Origin of the sequence: Cupriavidus sp. SS-3 (genome assembly GCF_035818815.1) — a bacterium.
Lineage (GTDB): Bacteria > Pseudomonadota > Gammaproteobacteria > Burkholderiales > Burkholderiaceae > Cupriavidus > Cupriavidus taiwanensis_C.
This window is the reverse complement of record NZ_JAYLVT010000001.1, coordinates 453,369-473,120: the sequence shown is the minus strand read 5'-3', so window position 1 is coordinate 473,120 and position 19,752 is coordinate 453,369. Positions and strand designations below refer to the sequence as shown.

Below are 19,752 nucleotides of genomic sequence, written 5' to 3'. Positions count from 1 at the left end.
GCCCCGCTCACCCGCCGTGGAGCCGTTCCCACGGCGGGTGTTCGCCAAAGCGTTCAGCCAGGAAATCGACGAAGGCGCGCACGCGCGGCGGCACCAGGCGCCGCTGCGGCATCACCGCGTAGATGCCGGTGTCGGCCACCGGGTAATCGGGCAGCACCTGCACCAGCCGGCCGGCCTGCAGGTCGGCGCACACATGCCAGGCCGAATGCAGCGCGATGCCGAAGCCCGCCAGCGCCGCGTCGGACAGCAGCTCGCCGGTATTGGCCTCGATCCGGCCGCGCACGCGCACGGCAATCTCGCCGCCGGCGCCATCGCCCAGCCGCCACACATCCTGCCGTCCCTGGCTGCCCACCAGCAGCAGGCAATCGTGCCGCGCCAGGTCCTGCGGCGTGCGCGGCGTGCCGCGCCGGCGCAGGTAGTCGGGCGACGCGCACAGCAGCCGCCGGTTGTTGGCCAAGCGGCGCGCGACCAGCGCCGAGTCGTCGAGCGCACCGATCCGGATCGCCAGGTCGAAGCCGGCGCTGACCAGGTCCAGCACGTGGTCGCTCAGGTTGACGCTGAGCGATACCCCGGGATGGCGCCCCAGGAATTCCGGCAGCAGCGGCGAGACGTAAAGCCGCCCGAACGACGACGACGTCGTGACCCGCAAGGTGCCGGTGATGCCGGTGCCGGCCTGCCGCAACGACGCCCCCAGCGCCTCCAGGTCGTCCACCAGCGCGCGCCCCTGCTCGGCCAGCACCGCGCCCTCCGGGGTGGCGTGCAGCCGCCGCGTGGTGCGATGCAGCAGGCGCACCCCAAGCTCGCGCTCCAGCCGTTGCAGGCGCTGGCTGGCCACCGCCACCGACAGGTCCAGGCTGCGCGCCGCGGCACTGATCGAGCCCAGGTCGAGCACGCGCAGAAACAGGCCGATATCGCCGATCCGGTCCATGATTTTCAATGATTTATTGAAACTGATTATGGATCATGCCGGTTTTTGCTGAAGCCGCAAAGGGCCAGACTGCGGGCTTCGTCCTCCCTTGCGCCCCTCTCCGACCATGGCTTCCTCCCCTTCCACCTTCGCCGCTCCCGCCCGGGCCCGGCTGCCGCTGGCGTTGTACGCGCTGACGGCCGGCTCGTTCGGCATCGGCTGCGCCGAATTCGTGATCATGGGCCTGCTGCTGCAGGTCGCCGCCGACCTGCAGGTGACCATCGCCGCGGCCGGCATGCTGGTGTCCGGCTACGCGCTGGGCGTGTTCGCCGGCGCGCCGGTACTGACGCTGCTGACGCGCCGCATGCCGCGCAAGGCGGTGCTGCTGGCGCTGATGGTGATCTATACCGTCGGCAACGCCGCCTGCGCGCTGGCGCCCGACTACACCACGCTGATGATCGCGCGCGTGCTGACCTCGCTCACGCATGGCACCTTCTTCGGCGTCGGCGCGGTGGTCGCGACCGGGCTGGTGCCGGAGGACCGCCGTGCCTCGGCGATTTCGGTGATGTTCTCGGGCCTGACCCTGGCCACGCTGCTGGGCATGCCCGCCGGCGCCTGGCTGGGCCTGCACCTGGGCTGGCGCTCGACCTTCTGGGCCATGACGCTGGTCGGGCTGCTGTCGCTGGCGGTGATCGCGCTGCTGGTGCAGAAGAGCCAGGACCACGGCGCACGCGTCGCACTGCGCGACGAGCTGGCCACCATCGGCCGCCCGCAGGTGCTGCTGGGGCTGTTGATGACGGTGCTGCAGTCGATGGGCATCTTCGCCGTGATCACCTATGTGCAGCCGTTGCTGACACGGGTGTCCGGCTTTGGCGAGGCGGCGGTATCGCCGATCCTGCTGCTGTTCGGCGCCGGCATGATCGTCGGCAACGTGCTGGGCGGCCGCTTTGCCGACCGCGCCCCGGCGCGCGCGGTGCTGGCCACGCTGGCGGCGCTGACGGTGGTGCTGGCGGCGATGACGCTGGCCATCCACAGCCAGGTGCTGGTGGTGGCCTTCGTCGGCATCCTCGGCGTCGCGGCCTTTGCCACGGTGTCGCCGCTGCAGCTGCGCGTGCTGCGCCACGCTCACGGCGCCGGCGAGAACCTGGCATCGAGCTTCAATATCGCCGCATTCAACCTGGGCAACGGCCTGGGTGCGTGGATGGGCGGGGTGGTGGTCGATCACGGCCCGGGGCTGACGGCACTGCCCTGGGTGGCGGCACTGGCGCCGATGGCGGCGCTGGCGGTGGCCTGGCTGAGCGTGAAGCTGGAGCAAGGCGCGCGCAACCGCGCGCCAATGGCGCAGGCCTGCCCCTGAGCGCCAGCGCGGTCTCGTCAGCCCGGCTTGCCGTCCACGCGCGGGCGCGCCAGCCGCGGCGCATACGTCAGCGCATAAAGGCCAAAGCCCGCCACCCAGCACGCCCCCGCGCCCCACACCCAATGCAGGTAGCCGGCGGGCCAGGCCATCGGCCCGAACACGCGCAACACCGCCGCCGCGGCCACCAGCCAGTACGCCGCGGTCTCGGCGCGGCCGGCCACCAGCATGCGGCCGGTGTGGCCCAGCGCGGTGCGGGTAATCATGGCAATGATCGCCACACCGAGCACGCCCACCGTGAACGCGTGCGTCGCCAGCCCGGCCATCACCAGTCCGAGCGCGCCGAGCGCCTGCAGCAGCAGCGCCAGCGGCAGCCACGCGTAGGCCAGGTGCAGCACCCACAGGATCGGCCGGTTGCCGACCGCGTAACCGCGCCACCCCGCCACGCGCGCGCCCAGCACCAGCGCCGCCAGCAATGACAGCGCCGCCGCCAGCCATGCCGGCACGGGCAGCAGCCCGGCCGCCAGGCCGAGCACCGCAGCGGGAATCACCAGCCGATCCACCTGCCGGTACTGGCGCAACCGGAAGCCGGGAATCGCATTGGTGGTGAACATCGGAATCACGCGCCCGCCGATCACCACCACGAACAGCGTCACCAGCGCCACGCCGGCGCGGCACGCCAGCATCGCGCCGGCGTCATGGCCGCGCGCCTGCAGCCACAGGCTGGCGATATCGGCCAGCGCCAGCAGCCATAGCGCGAGCGCCAGCGGATAGTTGCGGCGATTGCCGCCGCGCACCAGCGTGCGCGTGAAGGCCAGCGCCGCCAGCGGCAGGAACGCGGCTTCGATGGCGAAGGCCACGGTGCCCGGCGCCACCCACAGGCCCACGCGTCCGGCCAGCCACAGCCCGAACAGCACGGCCAGCGCCGCGCCGGTCGGCGTGGGCTGCCCGGTCCAAGCACGTCCCGCCGTGAACAGGAATCCCACCACGATCGCAGCGGCAAAGCCGAACACCATCTCGTGCGCATGCCAGAACATCCCGGGCAGCACTGGTGCCGGACCGACCGATTGCATGCCCGCCAGCATTGCCGACCAGGCCGCGATTGCCAGCGCGGCAAACACCGCACCGCCCAGATAGAACGGCCGGAATCCCAGCGCAAACAGGGCAAAGCCACGTGGCGGCGGGCCCGCGGGGGCGTTGCCGGAAGGCGGCATGCGCCGCGCGGGAAGGATGGGAATGGTGTCCATGTCTGGAAGGCAACGGAGGTGCGGCGCGCGGTCGGCCGCGGCGGCGCCAACACTGCGCCGCATGTCGTCGCCACGATAGCACCGCCACCGCGCCGGCGACCTCCCCCGGTAGAACTACTTCCAAAGGCAGTCAGCGCCGCGCCTGCGCTGTGCGGCCGGCGAATAGGCAGCACCAGCGCCCGCCCCTACTCTGGCATCACCCCCGCCAAAGTTGACACAGGAGCATGGCCATGGCCACCCAACCCCGCGCGCCGGAGCCGATCCCGCCCGGCGCCGCAATGACACTGGCGTCCAGTACTTTTGCCTTCACCATCTGTTTTGCCGTGTGGATGCTGTTCGCGGTCCTCGGCATTCCCCTCAAGCAACAGCTCGGCCTGAACGACACCGAATTCGGCCTGCTCGCCGCCACCCCGGTGCTGAGCGGCTCGCTGATCCGCGTGCCGCTGGGGCTGTGGACCGACCGCTTCGGCGGCCGCATCGTGTTCTTCGTGCTGATGCTGGCCACCGTGATCCCGATCTGGCTGATCTCGTATGCGACCACGTTGTGGCAGCTGCTGGTGCTGGGGCTGTTCGTCGGCCTGGCGGGCGGCTCGTTCTCGGTCGGCACGCCCTACGTGGCGCGCTGGTTCCCGCGCTCGCGCCAGGGGCTGGCGATGGGCATCTTCGGCGCCGGCAACTCAGGCGCCGCGCTGACCAAGTTCGTCGCGCCAGCGCTGATCCTGGCGGCAGGCACCTGGACCGTCGTGCCGCGCGTCTATTCGGTGGCGATGCTCGCCACCGCGCTGCTGTTCTGGGTGTTCTCGCGCAGCAACCCGGCGCACATGGTCAAGTCCAGCGTGGGCTGGCGCGAGCAGCTGGCGGTGATGCGCGATCCGCGCGTGTGGCGCTACTCGCAGTACTACTCGGTGGTGTTCGGCGGCTATGTCGGCCTGTCGCTGTGGATGACCAAGTACTACATCGGCGAATACGGCTTCGACATCAAGACCGCCGCCTTCCTGGCCGCCTGCTTCTCGCTGCCCGGCGGCGTGCTGCGCGCCATCGGCGGCTGGATCTCGGACCGCTACGGCGCCCATCGCACCACCTGGTGGGTGATGTGGGTGAGCTGGGTCGGCTTCTTCCTGCTGAGCTATCCGCAGACTGATTTCATCATCCAGACCACCAGCGGCCCGCAAGGCTTCCGCATCGCGCTGACGCCCACGGTATTCACCGTCCTGCTGTTCGTGGTCGGCATTGCCTTCGCCATCGGCAAGGCCTCGGTCTTCAAGTTCATCTCCAACGATTTCACCCACAACATCGGCGCGGTTTCCGGCGTGGTCGGCCTGGCCGGCGGCCTGGGCGGCTTCATCCTGCCGATCCTGTTCGGCATGCTGGCCGACCTGACCGGCATCCGCAGCAGCTGCTTCATGCTGATGTACGGCACGGTGTGCGTGAGCCTGGTGTGGATGCACTACAGCCACCGCGCTGAACGCCAGCGCAAGGCGCAGGCCGTCGGCCTCACGCAGGCAGCCTGATTGCTCACCTCACAAGCGCGCCTCCGCGCTCTCTCAACCAAGGCATACCAATCATGACCTCATCCGTACTCACCCGCTGGGAGCCCGAGAACGCGGCATTCTGGCAAAGCGAGGGCGAGCGCATCGCCTATCGCAACCTGTGGATCTCGATCCCGGCGCTGATGCTGGCGTTCGTGGTCTGGATGCTGTGGAGCGTGGTCGCGGTCAACCTCGACCGCGCCGGCTTCCAGTTCACCAAGAACCAGCTGTTCTGGCTGACCGCGCTGCCGGCACTGTCGGGTGCCACGCTGCGCATCTTCTATTCCTTCCTGGTGCCGGTGTTCGGCGGGCGCCGCTTCACCGCGATCTCCACCGCGCTGCTGCTGATCCCGGCGCTGGGCATGGGCTTCGCGCTGCGCGACCCGTCCACGGGCTATCCCACGCTGCTGGTGCTGGCGCTGCTGTGCGGCCTGGGCGGCGCCAACTTCAGTTCGTCGATGGCCAATATCAGCTTTTTCTTCCCCAAGGCGAAGAAGGGCCTGGCCACCGGGCTGAATGCCGGCATCGGCAACCTGGGCGTGTCGGTGGTGCAGTTCGTCACGCCGCTGGTGGTGTCGCTGGCGGTGTTCGGCGCGCTCGGCGGCGAGCCGCAGCAGTACCAGGCCAACGGCGCCACGCAGGACCTGTGGCTGCAGAACGCCGGCTTTATCTGGGTGCCTTTCATCGTGGTGTCGGCGCTGGCCGCGTGGTTCGGCATGCATGACATCGCCGATGCGAAGGCGTCGTTCGCCGAGCAGGCCGTGATCTTCAAGCGCAAGCACAACTGGCTGATGTGCTGGCTGTACGTGGGCACCTTCGGCTCGTTCATCGGCTTCTCGGCCGGGCTGGCGCTGCTGACCAAGTCGCAGTTCCCGGGCGTGAACCCCACCGCCTATGCCTTCCTCGGGCCCCTCGTCGGTGCGCTGACGCGTCCCGTGGGCGGGTGGATCTCCGACAAGCTCGGCGGCGCGCGCGTCACGCTGTGGACCTTCGTCGGCATGATCGTGGCGGTGTTCGCCGTGCTGGCGGCGCTGCCGCATGACGGCGCCGGCGGCAACTTCACGTACTTCCTCGCGGCCTTCATCGCGCTGTTCGCGCTGACCGGCATCGGCAACGGCTCGACCTTCCGCATGATCCCGGTGATCTTCCTGACCGAGCGCCAGCGCGCCGCGAAGGGCCAGGGCGACGCCGCGCAGCGCCAGGCGCTGCAGGAAGCCGGCAAGGAATCCGCGGCGGTGCTGGGCTTTTCCGGCGCGATCGGCGCCTACGGCGGCTTCTTCATCCCCAAGAGCTTCGGCACCTCGCTCGAGCTGACCGGTGCCCCCGACGCCGCGCTGTATTGCTTTATCGCCTTCTACCTCAGCTGCGTGCTGGTGACGTGGTGGTACTACGCGCGCCGCAACGCCCCCATGCCCTGCTGATTCCCTTGCCGGCCGGACTAGTTCTTCGGAACTAGGTCCGCGCCGGGCATCTCCCCCGATCGCCATCCGGCGGCTGTTCCACCAGCGAATTGGCCGCCGCCCCGCTCCCCCATAAGCTCGAGGTGTCCCTGCAAATGCTCCCGGGCAACCGCCGGAGCCCCGCAGAATAGCCTCGCGGAGAACAAGCAAATGAGTCATTTCCTGGATCGACTGAAGTTCATGTCGCGCGTCAAGTCCACCTATGCGGACGGCCACGGCGCGGTGGTGAACGAAGACCGCAAGTGGGAAGACGGCTACCGCAGCCGCTGGCAGCACGACAAGATCGTGCGCTCCACCCACGGCGTGAACTGCACCGGTTCGTGCTCCTGGAAGGTCTACGTCAAGAACGGCCTGATCACCTGGGAAACGCAGCAGACCGACTATCCGCGCACGCGGCCGGACCTGCCCAACCACGAGCCGCGCGGCTGCCCGCGCGGCGCCTCGTACAGCTGGTACGTCTACTCCGCACAGCGCGTCAAATACCCGATGATCCGCGGCCGCCTGATGGAGATGTGGCGCGAGGCCCGCAAGACCATGGATCCCATCGCCGCCTGGGAATCGATCAGCCAGGATCCGAAAAAAGCGGCGCGCTACAAGAGCGTGCGCGGCCAGGGCGGCTTCGTCCGTGCCGACTGGAACACCGCCACCGAGATGATCGCCGCGGCCAACGCCCTTACCGTGAAGAAGTTCGGCCCGGACCGCGTGATCGGCTTCTCGCCGATCCCGGCGATGTCGATGGTTTCGTACGCCGCCGGTGCGCGCTACCTGAGCCTGCTCGGCGGCGCCTGCCTGTCGTTCTACGACTGGTACTGCGACCTGCCGCCGGCCAGCCCGCAGATCTGGGGCGAACAGACCGACGTGCCCGAATCGGCCGACTGGTACAACTCCACCTACCTGATGGTGTGGGGCTCCAACGTGCCGCAGACGCGCACGCCCGACGCGCACTTCTACACCGAGGTCCGCTACAAGGGCACCAAGACCGTCGCGGTCTCGTCCGACTTCGGCGAAATGGTCAAGTTCGGCGATATCTGGCTGGCGCCGAAGCAAGGCACCGATGCCGCGCTGGCGATGGCCATGGGCCATGTGGTGCTGAAGGAATTCCACGTCAGCGGCAAGTCCGCCTACTTCCGCGACTACGTGAAGCAGTACACCGACATGCCGATGCTGGTGCTGCTGCGTGACAACCAGGGCACGCTGGTGCCCGACCATTTCCTGCGCGCGTCGCACCTGGCCGACAACCTCGGCGAAGCCAACCATCCCGAATGGAAAACCCTGCAGATTGACGACGCCACCGGCGAGATCGTCGCGCCCAACGGCTCGATCGGCTTCCGCTGGGGCGAAGGCGCCCACAACGGCGGCGAGAAGGTGGGGCGCTGGAACCTGGAAATGAAGGACGGCGGCAGCGGCCGCGCGGTCGAGCCGCGCCTGTCGCTGCTCGGCAAGGAAGACGAGGTGGTGGAAGTGGGCTTCCCCTACTTCGGCGGCGAACACGATGAACTGCTGCGCCGCCGCGTGCCGGCACGCCGGCTGACGCTGGCCGATGGCAGCACCGCACTGGTGGCCACCGTGTACGACCTGCAGATGGCCAATTACGGTGTCGACCAGGGTCTGGGCGGCCCCAACGTGGCGTCGTCGTATGAGGACGACGTGCCCTACACCCCGGCCTGGCAGGAGAAGCACACCACCGTCCCGGCCCGCCTGGTGACCCAGGTAGCGCGCGAATTCGCCGACAACGCCGACCGCACGCAAGGCAAGAGCATGGTGATCGTCGGTGCCGCGCTGAACCACTGGTACCACAACGACATGATCTACCGCGGCATCATCAACCTGCTGATGATGTGCGGCTGCATCGGCAAGAGCGGCGGCGGCTGGGCCCACTATGTCGGCCAGGAAAAGCTGCGCCCGCAGTTCGGCTGGGCCCCGCTCGCGTTCGGCCTGGACTGGTCGCGCCCGCCGCGCCAGATGAACGGCACCTCGTTCTTCTACAACCACACCAGCCAGTGGCGCCACGAGAAACTGGGCGTCGACGAGATCCTGTCGCCGACCGCCGATCGCAAGCGCTACGACGGAATGTCGCTGCTGGACCTGAACGCGAAATCCGAGCGCATGGGCTGGCTGCCGTCGGCGCCGCAGCTGGGCGCCAATCCGCTCGACGTGGTCGATGCGGCCGAGCAGGCCGGCAAGGACCCGGTGGCCTACACCGTCGAGCAACTGAAGTCGGGCGCGCTGCAGTTTGCCTGCGACGATCCCGACAACCCGGCCAACTTCCCGCGCAACATGTTCGTGTGGCGCTCCAATATCCTGGGCAGCTCGGGCAAGGGGCATGAGTATTTCCTGAAGTACCTGCTCGGCACGCAGAACGCCGTATTCGGCGACGAAAACGACGCGATCACGCCGAGCGAAGTCAAGGTGCGCCCGGCCGCCGAAGGCAAGCTCGACCTGCTGACCGTGCTGGACTTCCGCATGAGCACCACCTGCCTGTACGGCGACATCGTGCTGCCGACGGCAACCTGGTACGAGAAGGACGACCTCAACACGTCCGACATGCACCCCTTTATCCACCCGCTGTCCGAGGCCGTGCAGCCGCTGTGGGAAAGCAAGACCGACTGGGAAATCTACAAGGCCATCGCAAAGAAGTTCAGCGAGATCGCCGGCCCGTACCTGGGCACGCGCAAGGACCTGGTATGCACGCCGCTGCTGCACGACACCCCGGGCGAACTGGGCCAGCCCTTCGAGCCGAAGGACTGGAAGGCCGGCGAGTGCGACCTGATCCCCGGCAAGACCGCGCCGTCGATGACGGTGGTCGAGCGCAACTACGCGGACATCTACAAGAAATTCACCTCGATCGGCCCGCTGCTCGACAAGCTCGGCAATGGCGGCAAGGGCATCAACTGGAACACCCAGCATGAGGTCAAGGAAATCGGCGACCTGAGCCACACGGTGACGGAACCCGGCGTGAGCCAGGGCCGACCGAAGCTCGAAACGGCGATCGACGCCGCCGAGATGATCCTGACCTTCGCGCCCGAAACCAACGGCCACGTCGCCGTCAAGGCGTGGGAAGCGCTGTCGAAGATCACCGGCCGCGACCACACCCACCTGGCCGAAGGGCGCGAGCACGACAAGATCCGCTTCCGCGACGTGCAGGCGCAGCCGCGCAAGATCATTTCCGCGCCGACGTGGTCGGGCCTGGAATCGGAGGAAGTCAGCTACAACGCCGGCTACACCAACGTGCACGAACTGATCCCCTGGCGCACGCTGACCGGCCGCCAGCAGTTCTACCAGGACCATCGCTGGATGCTGGACTTCGGCGAAGGCGCGTGCGTGTACAAGCCGGCCATCGACACCAAGACCGTGGCGCCGATGCTGGGCAGGAAGCCCAACGGCAACCCGGAGCTGGTGCTGAACTGGATCACGCCGCACCAGAAGTGGGGCATCCACTCCACGTATTCGGACAACCTGCGCATGCTGACGCTGTCGCGCGGCGGCCCGCACGTGTGGATCTCGGAAGCCGAGGCCAAGGCCAACGGCATTCGCGACAACGACTGGGTCGAGGTGTTCAACGTCAACGGCACGCTGACCGCGCGCGTGGTGGTGTCGCAGCGCGTGCCCAAGGGCATGTGCCTGATGTACCACGCCCAGGAAAAGATCGTGAACGTGCCGGGTGCCGAGACCAGCGGCATGCGCGGCGGCATCCATAACTCGGTCACGCGCGCCGTGACCAAGCCCACGCACATGATCGGCGGCTACGCGCAGCTGGCCTACGGCTTCAACTACTACGGCACCGTGGGCAGCAACCGCGATGAGTTCGTGATCCTGCGCAAGATGAAGAGGGTCGACTGGCTGGAAGGCCCGCTCGTGGAAAAGACTGAGAAGGAAGGAGCAACGCAATGAAGATCCGCGCCCAGGTGGCCATGGTGCTGAACCTCGACAAGTGCATCGGCTGCCATACCTGCTCCGTGACCTGCAAGAACGTCTGGACCAGCCGCGACGGCGTCGAGTACGCGTGGTTCAACAACGTCGAGACCAAGCCCGGCATCGGCTATCCCAAGGAATGGGAGAACCAGGACAAGTGGCAGGGCGGCTGGAAGCGCAATGCCGACGGCACGCTGGAGCCGCGCCAGGGCGGCAAGCTGAAGATCCTGGCGAACCTGTTCGCCAATCCCAACCTGCCGGCGATCGACGAGTACTACGAGCCCTTCACCTACGACTACGAGCACCTGCAGAAGGCGCCGCTGTCGCAGACCCCGCCCACCGCGCGTCCGGTCTCGGTGCTGACCGGCCGCAAGATGGAAAAGATCGAGTGGGGCCCGAACTGGGAAGACGACCTCGGCGGCGAGTTCAGCTCGCGCGGCCGCGACAAGCTCTTCGACGACGTGCAGAAGGAGATGTACTCGACCTTCGAGAACACCTTCATGATGTACCTGCCGCGCCTGTGCGAGCACTGCCTGAACCCGGCGTGCGTGGCCTCGTGCCCGTCGGGCTCGATCTACAAGCGCGAGGACGACGGCATCGTGCTGGTCGACCAGGACAAGTGCCGCGGCTGGCGCATGTGCATCTCGGGCTGCCCGTACAAGAAGATCTATTTCAACTGGCAGAGCGGCAAGGCCGAGAAATGCCTGTTCTGCTATCCGCGCATCGAGGCTGGCCAGCCCACGGTCTGCTCAGAGACCTGTGTCGGCCGCATCCGCTACCTCGGCGTGATGCTGTACGACGCCGACCGCATCGAGCAGGCCGCGTCGGTGCCCGATGAGCGCGACCTGTACCAGTCGCAGCTCGACGTCTTCCTCGATCCGCACGACCCGGCGGTGCAGGCCGAGGCGCTGCGCCAGGGGATTCCGCAAGGCTGGCTCGACGCCGCGCGCAAGTCGCCGGTCTACAAGATGGCGTGCGAGTGGAAGGTCGCCTTCCCGCTGCACCCGGAGTACCGCACGCTGCCGATGGTCTGGTACATCCCGCCGCTGTCGCCGATCCAGTCGGCGGCCGAGGCCGGCCACATGGGCATGAACGGCATCATCCCCGACGTCAAGAGCCTGCGCATCCCGGTCAAGTACCTGGCCAACCTGCTGACCGCGGGCGACGTGATGCCGGTGCTGTCTGCGCTGGACCGCATGCTGGCAATGCGCGCGTACAAGCGCTCGCAAGTGGTGGACGGCGTGCAGGACCTGGACGTGCTCAGCCAAGTGGGGCTGACGCCCGCGCAAGTCGAGGACATGTACAAGACCATGGCCATCGCCAACTACGAAGACCGCTTCGTGATCCCGTCCTCGCACAAGGAAATGGTCGAGGACAGCTTCAACGACAAGGCCAGCTGCGGCTTCACCTTCGGCAACGGCTGCTCGGGCGGCACCTCGGATGGCGCGCTGTTCGGCAAGAAGCCGCAGGGCAGCGTGCATTTCGTCGACATGCCCAGGTCGCGCAAGAAGGCAGTGATGAGCTGAGCGACCGCGAACGAACCGGAGAACAACATGCCCCTCTATCCCATCCTCAGCGCGCTGCTCGGCTATCCCGAGCAGGAACTGGTCGACGCGCTGCCCGAGATCGACGCCGCGCTGGCCGAGTGGCCGCAGGCGCGACACCTGCTGGCGCCGGTGACCGACATGCTGCGCGGCGAAGCGCTGATCGCGCTGCAGGAGAACTATGTCGCCACCTTCGACCGCAACCCGGCGCACTCGCTGCACCTGTTCGAGCATGTGCACGGCGAAAGCCGCGACCGCGGCCAGGCCATGGTCGACCTGATCGACGAGTACCGGCGCGACGGCTTCGAGCCCGCGGCGTCGGAGCTGCCCGACTACGTGCCGTTGTTCCTGGAGTTCCTCGGCGCGCTTGCGGCCGACGGCAATGACGCCCGCGCCGAACAGTTGCTCGGCGAAGCCATCCACGTGCTGGCCGCGATCGGCGACCGCCTCGCGCGCAACCAGAGTCCGTACGCCGGCGTGTTCGCCGTGTTGCGCACGCTGACCGACGTGCAGCCGCAACCGCAGCAGGAGCCGCCGGTGCGCGACATGGACGAGGCGCTGGAGACCTTCGGTCCGGGCGCCGATGGCGTGGAGCCGCTGCTGGCACCTCAGGCCGGGCCGCAGGCGGTGAAGTTCTATCCGCGCGGCACCGCGCCGGCGCCCGCAGCCTGCTGACATGCTTTCGCGAGTCGCTTGTTTTCTCCCCTCTCCCGCGTGCGGGAGAGGGGCGGGGGTGAGGGCGGGAGCTTCAACGGAGCGCCGGTGCTTAAACCACCCCTCACCCTGCCCTCTCCCCTGAGGGGAGAGGGGAACACAATCGGCAAAGACGCACACGCACGCCCTTGCAGCCCCACTTACCGAGCTAACACACCATGGCAACCCTCCACCAATTCCTCTTCGGCATCTACCCGTACATCGCGCTTGCCATCTTCCTGTTCGGCAGCCTGGCCCGTTTCGAGCGCGAGCAATACACCTGGAAGAGCGACAGCTCGCAGGTGCTGTACCGCGGCAACCTGCGCACCGGCAACATCCTGTTCCATGTCGGCATCCTGGGCCTGTTCTTCGGCCACCTGGTGGGCCTGCTGACCCCGGTGGCGGTGTGGGACGCGCTGGGCGTCTCGCACGGCTTCAAGCAGGGCGTGGCCATGGCCGCCGGCGGCGTGATGGGCACCATGTGCCTGGCCGGCCTGCTGATCCTGCTGCACCGCCGCCTGACCAACGCGCGCGTGTCCGCGGTGACCCGCACCGGCGACAAGGTGCTGCTGCTGTGGCTGCTGGCGACGCTGCTGCTGGGCCTGTCCACCATCTTCGAATCGGCCGGCCATATGGACGGCCACATGATGGTGCAGCTGATGAACTGGGCCCAGCACATCGTCACGCTGCGCGGCGACGCCGCCGGCTTTATCGCCGACGCCCCGCTGCTGTTCAAGGCGCACCTGTTCATGGGCATGACCCTGTTCGTGATCTTCCCGTTCACGCGGCTGGTGCATGTGTGGAGCGGCTTTGCCTCGCTCGGCTACCTGGGCCGCGCCTGGCAGCTGGTGCGCAGCCGCTGAACGCCATCACCGCACAAGGAGAATCCGATGCCTGTCACCGTCAACGGCGTGGAACTGCGCGACGCCGATATCGAACGCGAGCTGGACCATCATCACGACGCTGCCAATCCCGCCAGGATGGCGACGATCTCTGCCATCCTGCGCCTGCTGGTACGCGAAGAGGCTGGCCGCATCGGCCTGGCCGTTCCCGGCCAGGACGACGACGCGCTCGCCATGGCGCTGCTGGAACGCGAGGCCGGCATCCCCGAGCCTGACGAAGCCAGCTGCCGCCGCCACTACGACAGCCGTCCGGAGCGCTTCCGCGACGGCGAATGGGTCGAGGCCGACCACATCCTGTTCCAGGTGACGCCACGCGTGCCGCTGGACGCGCTGCGCGAGATCGCGGCGCAGACGCTGGCGCTGGTGCGCGGCGATCCGTCGAACTTCGCGCAGCATGCCCGCGCGCTGTCCAATTGCCCGAGCGGCAACAACGGCGGCCGCCTGGGCCGCGTGTTCCGCGGCGAAACCGCGCCGGAGTTCGAGCGCGCGTTGTTTGCCGCGCAGCATGACGGGGTATTGCCGCAACTGGTCGAGACCCGCTTCGGGCTGCATATCGTGCGCATCCTGGAGCGCTGCACCGGCACCCGCCTGCCTTTCGACGCCGTGCGTGGCGACATCGCCTGTGCGCTGGCCACGGCGGCACGCGACCGCGCCTGGAAGCAATACGCCAGCCTGCTGATCGGGCGCGCCCGCATCGAGGGCATCGAGCTGGAAGGCGCCGACAGCCCGCTGGTGCAGTAGCGCCGCCATCCTGACCAACGGAAACCGCCATGCATCAGATCGAACATCTACTGAAGGGCTTCGAGCGGTTCCAGCAACGCTATTTCGACGATGCGCCGAGCCTGTTCGATGCACTGCGCACCGGGCAGCAACCGCCCACGCTGCTGATCGGCTGCTGCGACTCGCGCGTGGACCCGGCCCTGCTGCTGGGCTGCGACCCGGGCGATCTCTTCACCGTGCGCAATATCTGCAACCTGGTGCCGCCCTGCACCGGGCGTCATGAAGGCAGCCTGCACGGCGTGTCCGCCGCGATTCAGTTCGCGGTCGAGCAGCTGCAGGTCGACCGCATCATCGTGATGGGCCATGGCGGCTGCGGCGGCATCCGCGCGCTGCTGGCGCAGCCGGCCGACGCCGGCGACCATCCCCCCGACGAAGGCGACTACCTCGGCGCCTGGGTGCGCATCGCCGCACCGGCGCGCCGGCAGGTAGAACAAACGCTTGCCGACGCCAGCCCGGCGCAGCGCCAGCGCGCCTGCGAACAGGCGGCGATCCTGGTCTCGCTGCGCAACCTGCAGACCTTCCCGTTCGTGCGGCGCGCGCTCGAAGCCGGAAGGCTGACGCTGCACGGCTGGTACTTCGACCTGCAGGCCGGTGCGCTGCTGGCCTACTCGCAACGCGCCGATGCCTTCCTGCCGCTGGTATGCCCTTTGCCCATTACCACCGCACCAACCGAATCCGTCACGACATGAAACCCTTTATCTTCGGCATCACCGGCACCTCGGGCAGCGGCAAGACCACGCTGATCACCGCACTGCTGCCGTGGTTTCGCACGCAAGGCCTGACCGTCAACGTGATCAAGCACAGCCACCATCCGCTGGAACTCGAGCCTCCCGGCAAGGACAGCGCGCGCTTTCGCGCAGCCGGTGCCACCGAAGTGATGGTGGCCTCGCCCTATCGCTACGCCATCGTGCGCGAGCTGGCCAATGAAGCCGAGCCGACGCTTGCCGAGCAGGTGGCACGGCTGCGGCCCGCGGACATCACGCTGGTCGAAGGCTTCCGCCGGGAGGACATTCCGCGCATCGAGGTGTACCGCCCGGCGCATGGGCGTGCGCCCTACTATCCCTGCGATCCCTCGATCGTCGCGGTGGCTACCGATGCGCGGCTCGACACATTGCTGCCGTGCCTGCCGCTGGACGATACCGCGCAGGTCGGGCGGCTCATCCTCGCGATGCGTGGCCGGAACCATCTGGATGCGCTCGATCCCGGCGCTTTCCCCACAGCGATGGACATGGTGGCCGCCTGAGGGCAGCCTCCGGCAGCCCCGGCGGCATGTGCGGAATGCAGCGTCCGCGCATAGCCGGAACGCGCGCGCCAGTGCCCGCCCCGCCACCCGTCTCGACAATTTCCGCACGCCGCCTATCTTAAGGGTGTCAGTACCGGCGCGTCGGTGCTGCCGGCTGCCCGTCCGCGGCGGCGGTTGCCGATTTGCCGGGCGCAGGCACCAAGCGAATGAACGAGGACTCACCCCCGCGGCAGAACTATGAGGATGCCTTGCTCGGCATCGTGGGGGAGATGTCTACCGCTATGCGGCCGCAAACCGAAGCCGGTGCAGCCGCCGCCCCCTCGATGGACAGCGCGCTCGAAGCCGAGCTGGGCTTCGACAGCCTGACGCGCGCCGAACTGCTGACCCGCATCGAGCAGCGCTTCGGCGTCAGCCTGCCGGAACAGGTACTCGCCCAGGCCGACACGCCGCGCGCTTTGCTGCGCGCCGTGCTCGCCGCCAGGGATCTGCCCCCGGGTGCTGAAGATGCGCCCGCACGACTCGCCAGCCCGGCACCGGCAGAGGCCGCGGCGCAGGCGCCGGAAGGCGCCGCGACCATGACTGACGTGCTGCGCTGGCACCTGCACCGCCACCCTGACCGTACCCACATCATCCTGCTCGGCGGCGAAGGCGCGGATACGCCGATCACCTTTGCGCAACTGCACCGCCGCGCCTGCAACGTCGCAGCCGGCCTGGCCGCACGCGGCGTGCGCGCCGGTACGACCGTGGCGCTGATGCTGCCAACCAGCGCGGAGTACTTCTACTGTTTCACCGGCATCCTGATGGCGGGCGGGATCCCCGTGCCGCTCTACCCGCCGGCGCGGCTGGCGCAGATCGGTGACCACTTGCAGCGCCACGCCGGCATCCTGGCCAACGCGCAGGCGCCGATCCTGATCACGGTGGCCGAGGCGCGGCCGCTTGCCACCCTGCTCAAGGCCAGCACCGGCACGCTGCAAAGCGTGCTGACGCCGCAAGAAGCGGAGGACACCGGTGCGACGCCGGTCGATGCGATGCTGCGCGCGCACGACATCGCGCTGCTGCAATACACCTCCGGCAGCACCGGCTCGCCCAAGGGCGTGGTATTGACGCATGCCAACCTGCTGGCCAACCTGCGCGCGATGGGCATGGCGCTGTCGGTCGACTCGCGCGACGTCTTTGTCAGCTGGCTGCCGCTGTATCACGACATGGGCCTGATCGGCGCCTGGATGGGCAGCTTGTACTTCGCCTTCCCGCTGGTGGTGATGTCGCCGCTCACGTTCCTGGCGCGTCCCGAGCGCTGGCTTTGGGCGATCCACAAGTACCGGGGCACGCTGTCGGGCGGGCCCAATTTCGCCTATGAGCTGTGCCTGCACAGGCTGGCCCAGGCGGCGCTTGCGGGGCTGGATTTGTCGAGCTGGCGTTTCGCCTTCAACGGCGCCGAGCCGGTCAGCCTGCAGACCATGCGCCAATTCATGGCGCGCTTCGCCCGCCATGGACTGCGCGCGCAGGCGGCAGCGCCGGTCTACGGGCTGGCGGAAGCATCGGTGGGCCTGACCTTTCCGCCGCCGGGTCGCTGCCGACCTCATCGACCGCGCCGCATTCGTACACACTTCGCGGGCCATTCCCGCCGCGGCGGACGGATCTGGCGTGGCAGGTGAGCGGGACGCCATGGAGATTCCTTCGTGCGGCCGGCCGCTGCCAGGCCACGAAATCCGCATCGTCGACGCCAGCGGCTGCGAACTGCCCGAGCGGCGGGAGGGCCTGCTGCAGTTCCGCGGGCCTTCGGCCACCAGCGGCTATTTCCGCAACGCGGCACAGACGCGCCAGCTCTTCGAGCATAGTTGGCTCAATACCGGCGACTACGCCTATATCGCCGACGGCGAGCTCTTCATCACCGGACGCGCCAAGGAAACCATCGTTCGCGGCGGCCGCAATCTCTATCCCTACGAGGTGGAGCAGGCCATCGGCACCATTCCCGGCATCCGCAAGGGCTGCGTCGCGGTGTTCGGCAGCCCCGATCCGGACAGCGGCACCGAGCACATCGTGGTGATGGCGGAAACCGCGGCAACGGACGAAGCGGCGCGCCGGGCGCTGCAACGGCAGGCGCTGAAGACCGCGCTCGATGTGCTTGGCATGCCGCCGGACCATGTCGTGCTGGTGCCGCCGCACACCATCCTGAAGACGTCGAGCGGCAAGATCCGCCGCGCCGCTTGCCGCGAGCGATTCGAGCATGGCGGCGCCGGCCTGGGCGACGCCGCGCCATGGCTGCAGATCGCGCGCTTCGGCTGGCAGGCGCTGCTGCCGCAGCTGCGCCGTAGCCGGCATGCCACCGCCGGGCTGTCCTATTCGCTGTATGCGTGGCTTCTGTTCGCCGCAATGGCGCCGGTGACGTGCCTGGCATCGGTGGCGATGCACCGGCCTGCCATGGGCTGGACGCTCAGCCACCACACCGCCCGGCTGCTGCTGCGGCTGGCGGGGGTGCCATGGTTCGTGCAGGGGCTGGAGCAACTGCCGCGCAATCGCGCCTGCGTGCTGGTATCGAACCATGCCAGCTACCTGGACGGCATGGTGCTGATCGCCGCACTGCCCATGCCGGTGTGCGTGGTGGCCAAGCGCGAGCTGCAAGGACAGCGCATCCCGGGGGCCTACCTGTCCAGCATCGGGGCCGACTTCATCGACCGCTTCGACAACGTGCGCGAATCCGAGGCCATCGAGCGACTGGTCACAACCGTGCGCGCCGGGCGCTCTGCCCTGCTGTTCCCGGAAGGCACCTTCGGCCGCGAGCCGGGGCTGCAACGTTTCCGCTCGGGCGCCTTCGTCGCCGCCGCCCGCGCCGGCGCCCCGGTAGTTCCCATTGCGCTGCGGGGCACCCGCTCGGTGTTGCGCGACGGCCAGTGGCTGCCGCGCCGGGGCCCGATCGGCGTCGTCATCGGCCGGCCTCTGCCGCCCGACGGGCAGGACTGGCCGGCGGCAATGCGGCTGCGCAACGCCGCCCGCGCCGAGATCCTGCACTACTGCGGCGAACCCGATGCCCTGCGTATCAAGGCGCAGCCTGCGCGGCCCCACCTCGCGCGGCAACTGCCATGATCGCTGCTGGCCGGACCGGGCGCGAGCCGCCGGCCGTCACACCCGCCGTCTCACCGGCCGTCTCACCATAAGGCAATGGACACCTTTGCCACCGCCCCGATGTGGGCCGGATTCTTTGTCCTGGTGCTGGGCACACTGTTCGTGGACATCTTTGTCCTCGGCGGCCGGCATGCACACCGCGTCTCCTCGCGCGAGGCGCTGGGATGGACCCTGACCTGGATGACCCTGGCCGCGCTGTTCGGCATCGCGCTCTGGTGGGTGGTGGCCGAGGAGGCCGGCCACGACGCCGCCTATGGCAAGGTGCTGGAGTTCTACACCGGCTACCTGATCGAGCTGTCGCTGTCGGTCGACAACATGTTCGTGTTTGCGATGATCTTCAGCTATTTCGCCGTGCCACCGGAACTGCAGCGCCGGGTGTTGCTGCTCGGCGTGCTCGGCGCGATCCTGATGCGCGCCGCGATGATCCTGGTGGGGGTGTGGCTGATCAGCCAGTTCGCCTGGGTCCTCTACGTGTTCGGCGTGTTCCTCGTCATCACCGGCATCAAGATGCTGTTCATGTCCAGGCGTGCGCCGAACCTCTCGCGCAATCCCATCGTGCGCTTCCTGTGCGCGCATATGCGGATCACCCCGGAGTATCAGGGCGAACGCTTCTTCGTGCGCATCGACGGCCTGCGTTATGCCACCCCGATGTTCGTGGTGGTGCTGATGGTCGAGGCCACCGACCTGGTGTTCGCGGTCGACAGCATCCCCGCGATCTTCGCCGTGACCACCGATCCCTTCATCGTCTTCACTTCGAACATCTTCGCGATCATGGGACTGCGCGCGCTGTACTTCCTGCTCGCCAACCTGGCGGCGCATTTCCATTACCTGAAGTACGGCCTCGCCATCGTGCTCGCCTTTATCGGCGCCAAGATGCTGGTCGAGCCGTGGCTCCACGTACCGGTGCACTGGTCCCTGGGCGCGGTCGCGATGACGCTGTTCGTTTCCGTCCTGCTCAGCCAGGCCAGGACCAGGCGAGCCGCCGCGGCGCGCGATCAGCCGGGCCGCAGCGGCGCACCGCGCGAACGCGAGACCGGTAACCGGCGCACATGAGGAGC

15 protein-coding genes are annotated in these 19,752 nt (G+C 68.2%); 13 read left to right on the top strand and 2 right to left on the bottom strand.

From position 1 onward, the window contains the following. Nucleotides 1–7: 7 nt before the first annotated feature. Nucleotides 8–928 carry a LysR family transcriptional regulator gene (locus U9J39_RS02130; protein WP_326346410.1) on the bottom strand — a complete coding sequence of 307 codons (921 nt, stop codon included), beginning with the start codon at nucleotides 926–928 and terminating at the stop codon, nucleotides 8–10. A 106-nt stretch (nucleotides 929–1,034) separates the two neighbouring features. Here U9J39_RS02130 and U9J39_RS02125 point away from each other — a divergent pair, with 106 nt between their 5' ends. Beyond that, entirely contained in the window at nucleotides 1,035–2,264 is a 1,230-nt protein-coding gene (locus U9J39_RS02125) for an MFS transporter (protein WP_115713955.1), read from the top strand. Nucleotides 2,265–2,281: 17 nt separating this feature from the next. Here U9J39_RS02125 and U9J39_RS02120 read toward each other — a convergent pair whose 3' ends face one another. Then, nucleotides 2,282–3,508, bottom strand: a complete 1,227-nt coding sequence (locus tag U9J39_RS02120) for an NnrS family protein (RefSeq protein WP_115714307.1) — start codon at nucleotides 3,506–3,508, stop codon at nucleotides 2,282–2,284. A gap of 230 nt (nucleotides 3,509–3,738) precedes the next feature. Here U9J39_RS02120 and U9J39_RS02115 point away from each other — a divergent pair, with 230 nt between their 5' ends. From U9J39_RS02115 to U9J39_RS02060, 12 genes are all read left to right on the top strand, one after another. Continuing rightward, a complete protein-coding gene (locus tag U9J39_RS02115) occupies nucleotides 3,739–5,019 on the top strand; it encodes an MFS transporter (protein ID WP_115713956.1) in 1,281 nt (426 codons plus the stop codon). Between the two features lie 53 nt (nucleotides 5,020–5,072). After that, nucleotides 5,073–6,458 carry a NarK family nitrate/nitrite MFS transporter gene (locus tag U9J39_RS02110; protein WP_115713957.1) on the top strand — a complete coding sequence of 462 codons (1,386 nt, stop codon included), beginning with the start codon at nucleotides 5,073–5,075 and terminating at the stop codon, nucleotides 6,456–6,458. A gap of 189 nt (nucleotides 6,459–6,647) precedes the next feature. Beyond that, nucleotides 6,648–10,388, top strand: coding sequence for a nitrate reductase subunit alpha (locus U9J39_RS02105; RefSeq protein ID WP_116313959.1), 3,741 nt, complete (start codon nucleotides 6,648–6,650; stop codon nucleotides 10,386–10,388). Next, the gene (narH, locus tag U9J39_RS02100; protein ID WP_326346409.1) at nucleotides 10,385–11,935 is read left to right on the top strand and encodes a nitrate reductase subunit beta; all 1,551 of its coding nucleotides are present in this window, start codon (nucleotides 10,385–10,387) and stop codon (nucleotides 11,933–11,935) included. The genes U9J39_RS02105 and narH overlap by 4 nt, the downstream gene beginning before the upstream one ends. Before the next feature lie 27 nt (nucleotides 11,936–11,962). Beyond that, nucleotides 11,963–12,628, top strand: a complete 666-nt coding sequence (gene narJ / locus U9J39_RS02095; RefSeq protein WP_116313957.1) for a nitrate reductase molybdenum cofactor assembly chaperone — start codon at nucleotides 11,963–11,965, stop codon at nucleotides 12,626–12,628. A 197-nt stretch (nucleotides 12,629–12,825) separates the two neighbouring features. Beyond that, nucleotides 12,826–13,509 carry a respiratory nitrate reductase subunit gamma gene (gene narI, locus U9J39_RS02090; RefSeq protein WP_116313956.1) on the top strand — a complete coding sequence of 228 codons (684 nt, stop codon included), beginning with the start codon at nucleotides 12,826–12,828 and terminating at the stop codon, nucleotides 13,507–13,509. A gap of 27 nt (nucleotides 13,510–13,536) precedes the next feature. Beyond that, nucleotides 13,537–14,289, top strand: coding sequence for a peptidylprolyl isomerase (locus U9J39_RS02085; RefSeq protein ID WP_116313955.1), 753 nt, complete (start codon nucleotides 13,537–13,539; stop codon nucleotides 14,287–14,289). A 29-nt stretch (nucleotides 14,290–14,318) separates the two neighbouring features. Next, nucleotides 14,319–15,017 carry a carbonic anhydrase gene (locus U9J39_RS02080; protein WP_326346408.1) on the top strand — a complete coding sequence of 233 codons (699 nt, stop codon included), beginning with the start codon at nucleotides 14,319–14,321 and terminating at the stop codon, nucleotides 15,015–15,017. Beyond that, nucleotides 15,014–15,571, top strand: coding sequence for a molybdopterin-guanine dinucleotide biosynthesis protein B (gene mobB, locus U9J39_RS02075; RefSeq protein WP_115713964.1), 558 nt, complete (start codon nucleotides 15,014–15,016; stop codon nucleotides 15,569–15,571). Before U9J39_RS02080 ends, mobB begins: the two co-directional genes overlap by 4 nt. 206 nt (nucleotides 15,572–15,777) lie before the next feature. Beyond that, entirely contained in the window at nucleotides 15,778–17,226 is a 1,449-nt protein-coding gene (locus U9J39_RS02070) for an AMP-binding protein (protein WP_326346407.1), read from the top strand. A 10-nt stretch (nucleotides 17,227–17,236) separates the two neighbouring features. Then, nucleotides 17,237–18,655: a 1-acyl-sn-glycerol-3-phosphate acyltransferase gene (locus tag U9J39_RS02065; protein WP_326346406.1), complete on the top strand. Its 1,419-nt coding sequence runs from the start codon at nucleotides 17,237–17,239 to the stop codon at nucleotides 18,653–18,655. A gap of 75 nt (nucleotides 18,656–18,730) precedes the next feature. Then, on the top strand, nucleotides 18,731–19,747 hold the full coding sequence (locus U9J39_RS02060; RefSeq protein ID WP_326346405.1) for a TerC family protein: 1,017 nt from the start codon (nucleotides 18,731–18,733) through the stop codon (nucleotides 19,745–19,747). Nucleotides 19,748–19,752 lie beyond the last annotated feature (5 nt).

Bases quoted from the DNA above. Each gene is read 5' to 3' on its own strand.
- U9J39_RS02130 (WP_326346410.1), bottom strand. From the start codon at position 928: ATGGACCGGATCGGCGATATCGGCCTGTTTCTGCGCGTGCTCGACCTG.
- U9J39_RS02125 (WP_115713955.1), top strand. From the start codon at position 1,035: ATGGCTTCCTCCCCTTCCACCTTCGCCGCTCCCGCCCGGGCCCGGCTG.
- U9J39_RS02120 (WP_115714307.1), bottom strand. From the start codon at position 3,508: ATGGACACCATTCCCATCCTTCCCGCGCGGCGCATGCCGCCTTCCGGC.
- U9J39_RS02115 (WP_115713956.1), top strand. From the start codon at position 3,739: ATGGCCACCCAACCCCGCGCGCCGGAGCCGATCCCGCCCGGCGCCGCA.
- U9J39_RS02110 (WP_115713957.1), top strand. From the start codon at position 5,073: ATGACCTCATCCGTACTCACCCGCTGGGAGCCCGAGAACGCGGCATTC.
- U9J39_RS02105 (WP_116313959.1), top strand. From the start codon at position 6,648: ATGAGTCATTTCCTGGATCGACTGAAGTTCATGTCGCGCGTCAAGTCC.
- narH (WP_326346409.1), top strand. From the start codon at position 10,385: ATGAAGATCCGCGCCCAGGTGGCCATGGTGCTGAACCTCGACAAGTGC.
- narJ (WP_116313957.1), top strand. From the start codon at position 11,963: ATGCCCCTCTATCCCATCCTCAGCGCGCTGCTCGGCTATCCCGAGCAG.
- narI (WP_116313956.1), top strand. From the start codon at position 12,826: ATGGCAACCCTCCACCAATTCCTCTTCGGCATCTACCCGTACATCGCG.
- U9J39_RS02085 (WP_116313955.1), top strand. From the start codon at position 13,537: ATGCCTGTCACCGTCAACGGCGTGGAACTGCGCGACGCCGATATCGAA.
- U9J39_RS02080 (WP_326346408.1), top strand. From the start codon at position 14,319: ATGCATCAGATCGAACATCTACTGAAGGGCTTCGAGCGGTTCCAGCAA.
- mobB (WP_115713964.1), top strand. From the start codon at position 15,014: ATGAAACCCTTTATCTTCGGCATCACCGGCACCTCGGGCAGCGGCAAG.
- U9J39_RS02070 (WP_326346407.1), top strand. From the start codon at position 15,778: ATGAACGAGGACTCACCCCCGCGGCAGAACTATGAGGATGCCTTGCTC.
- U9J39_RS02065 (WP_326346406.1), top strand. From the start codon at position 17,237: ATGGAGATTCCTTCGTGCGGCCGGCCGCTGCCAGGCCACGAAATCCGC.
- U9J39_RS02060 (WP_326346405.1), top strand. From the start codon at position 18,731: ATGGACACCTTTGCCACCGCCCCGATGTGGGCCGGATTCTTTGTCCTG.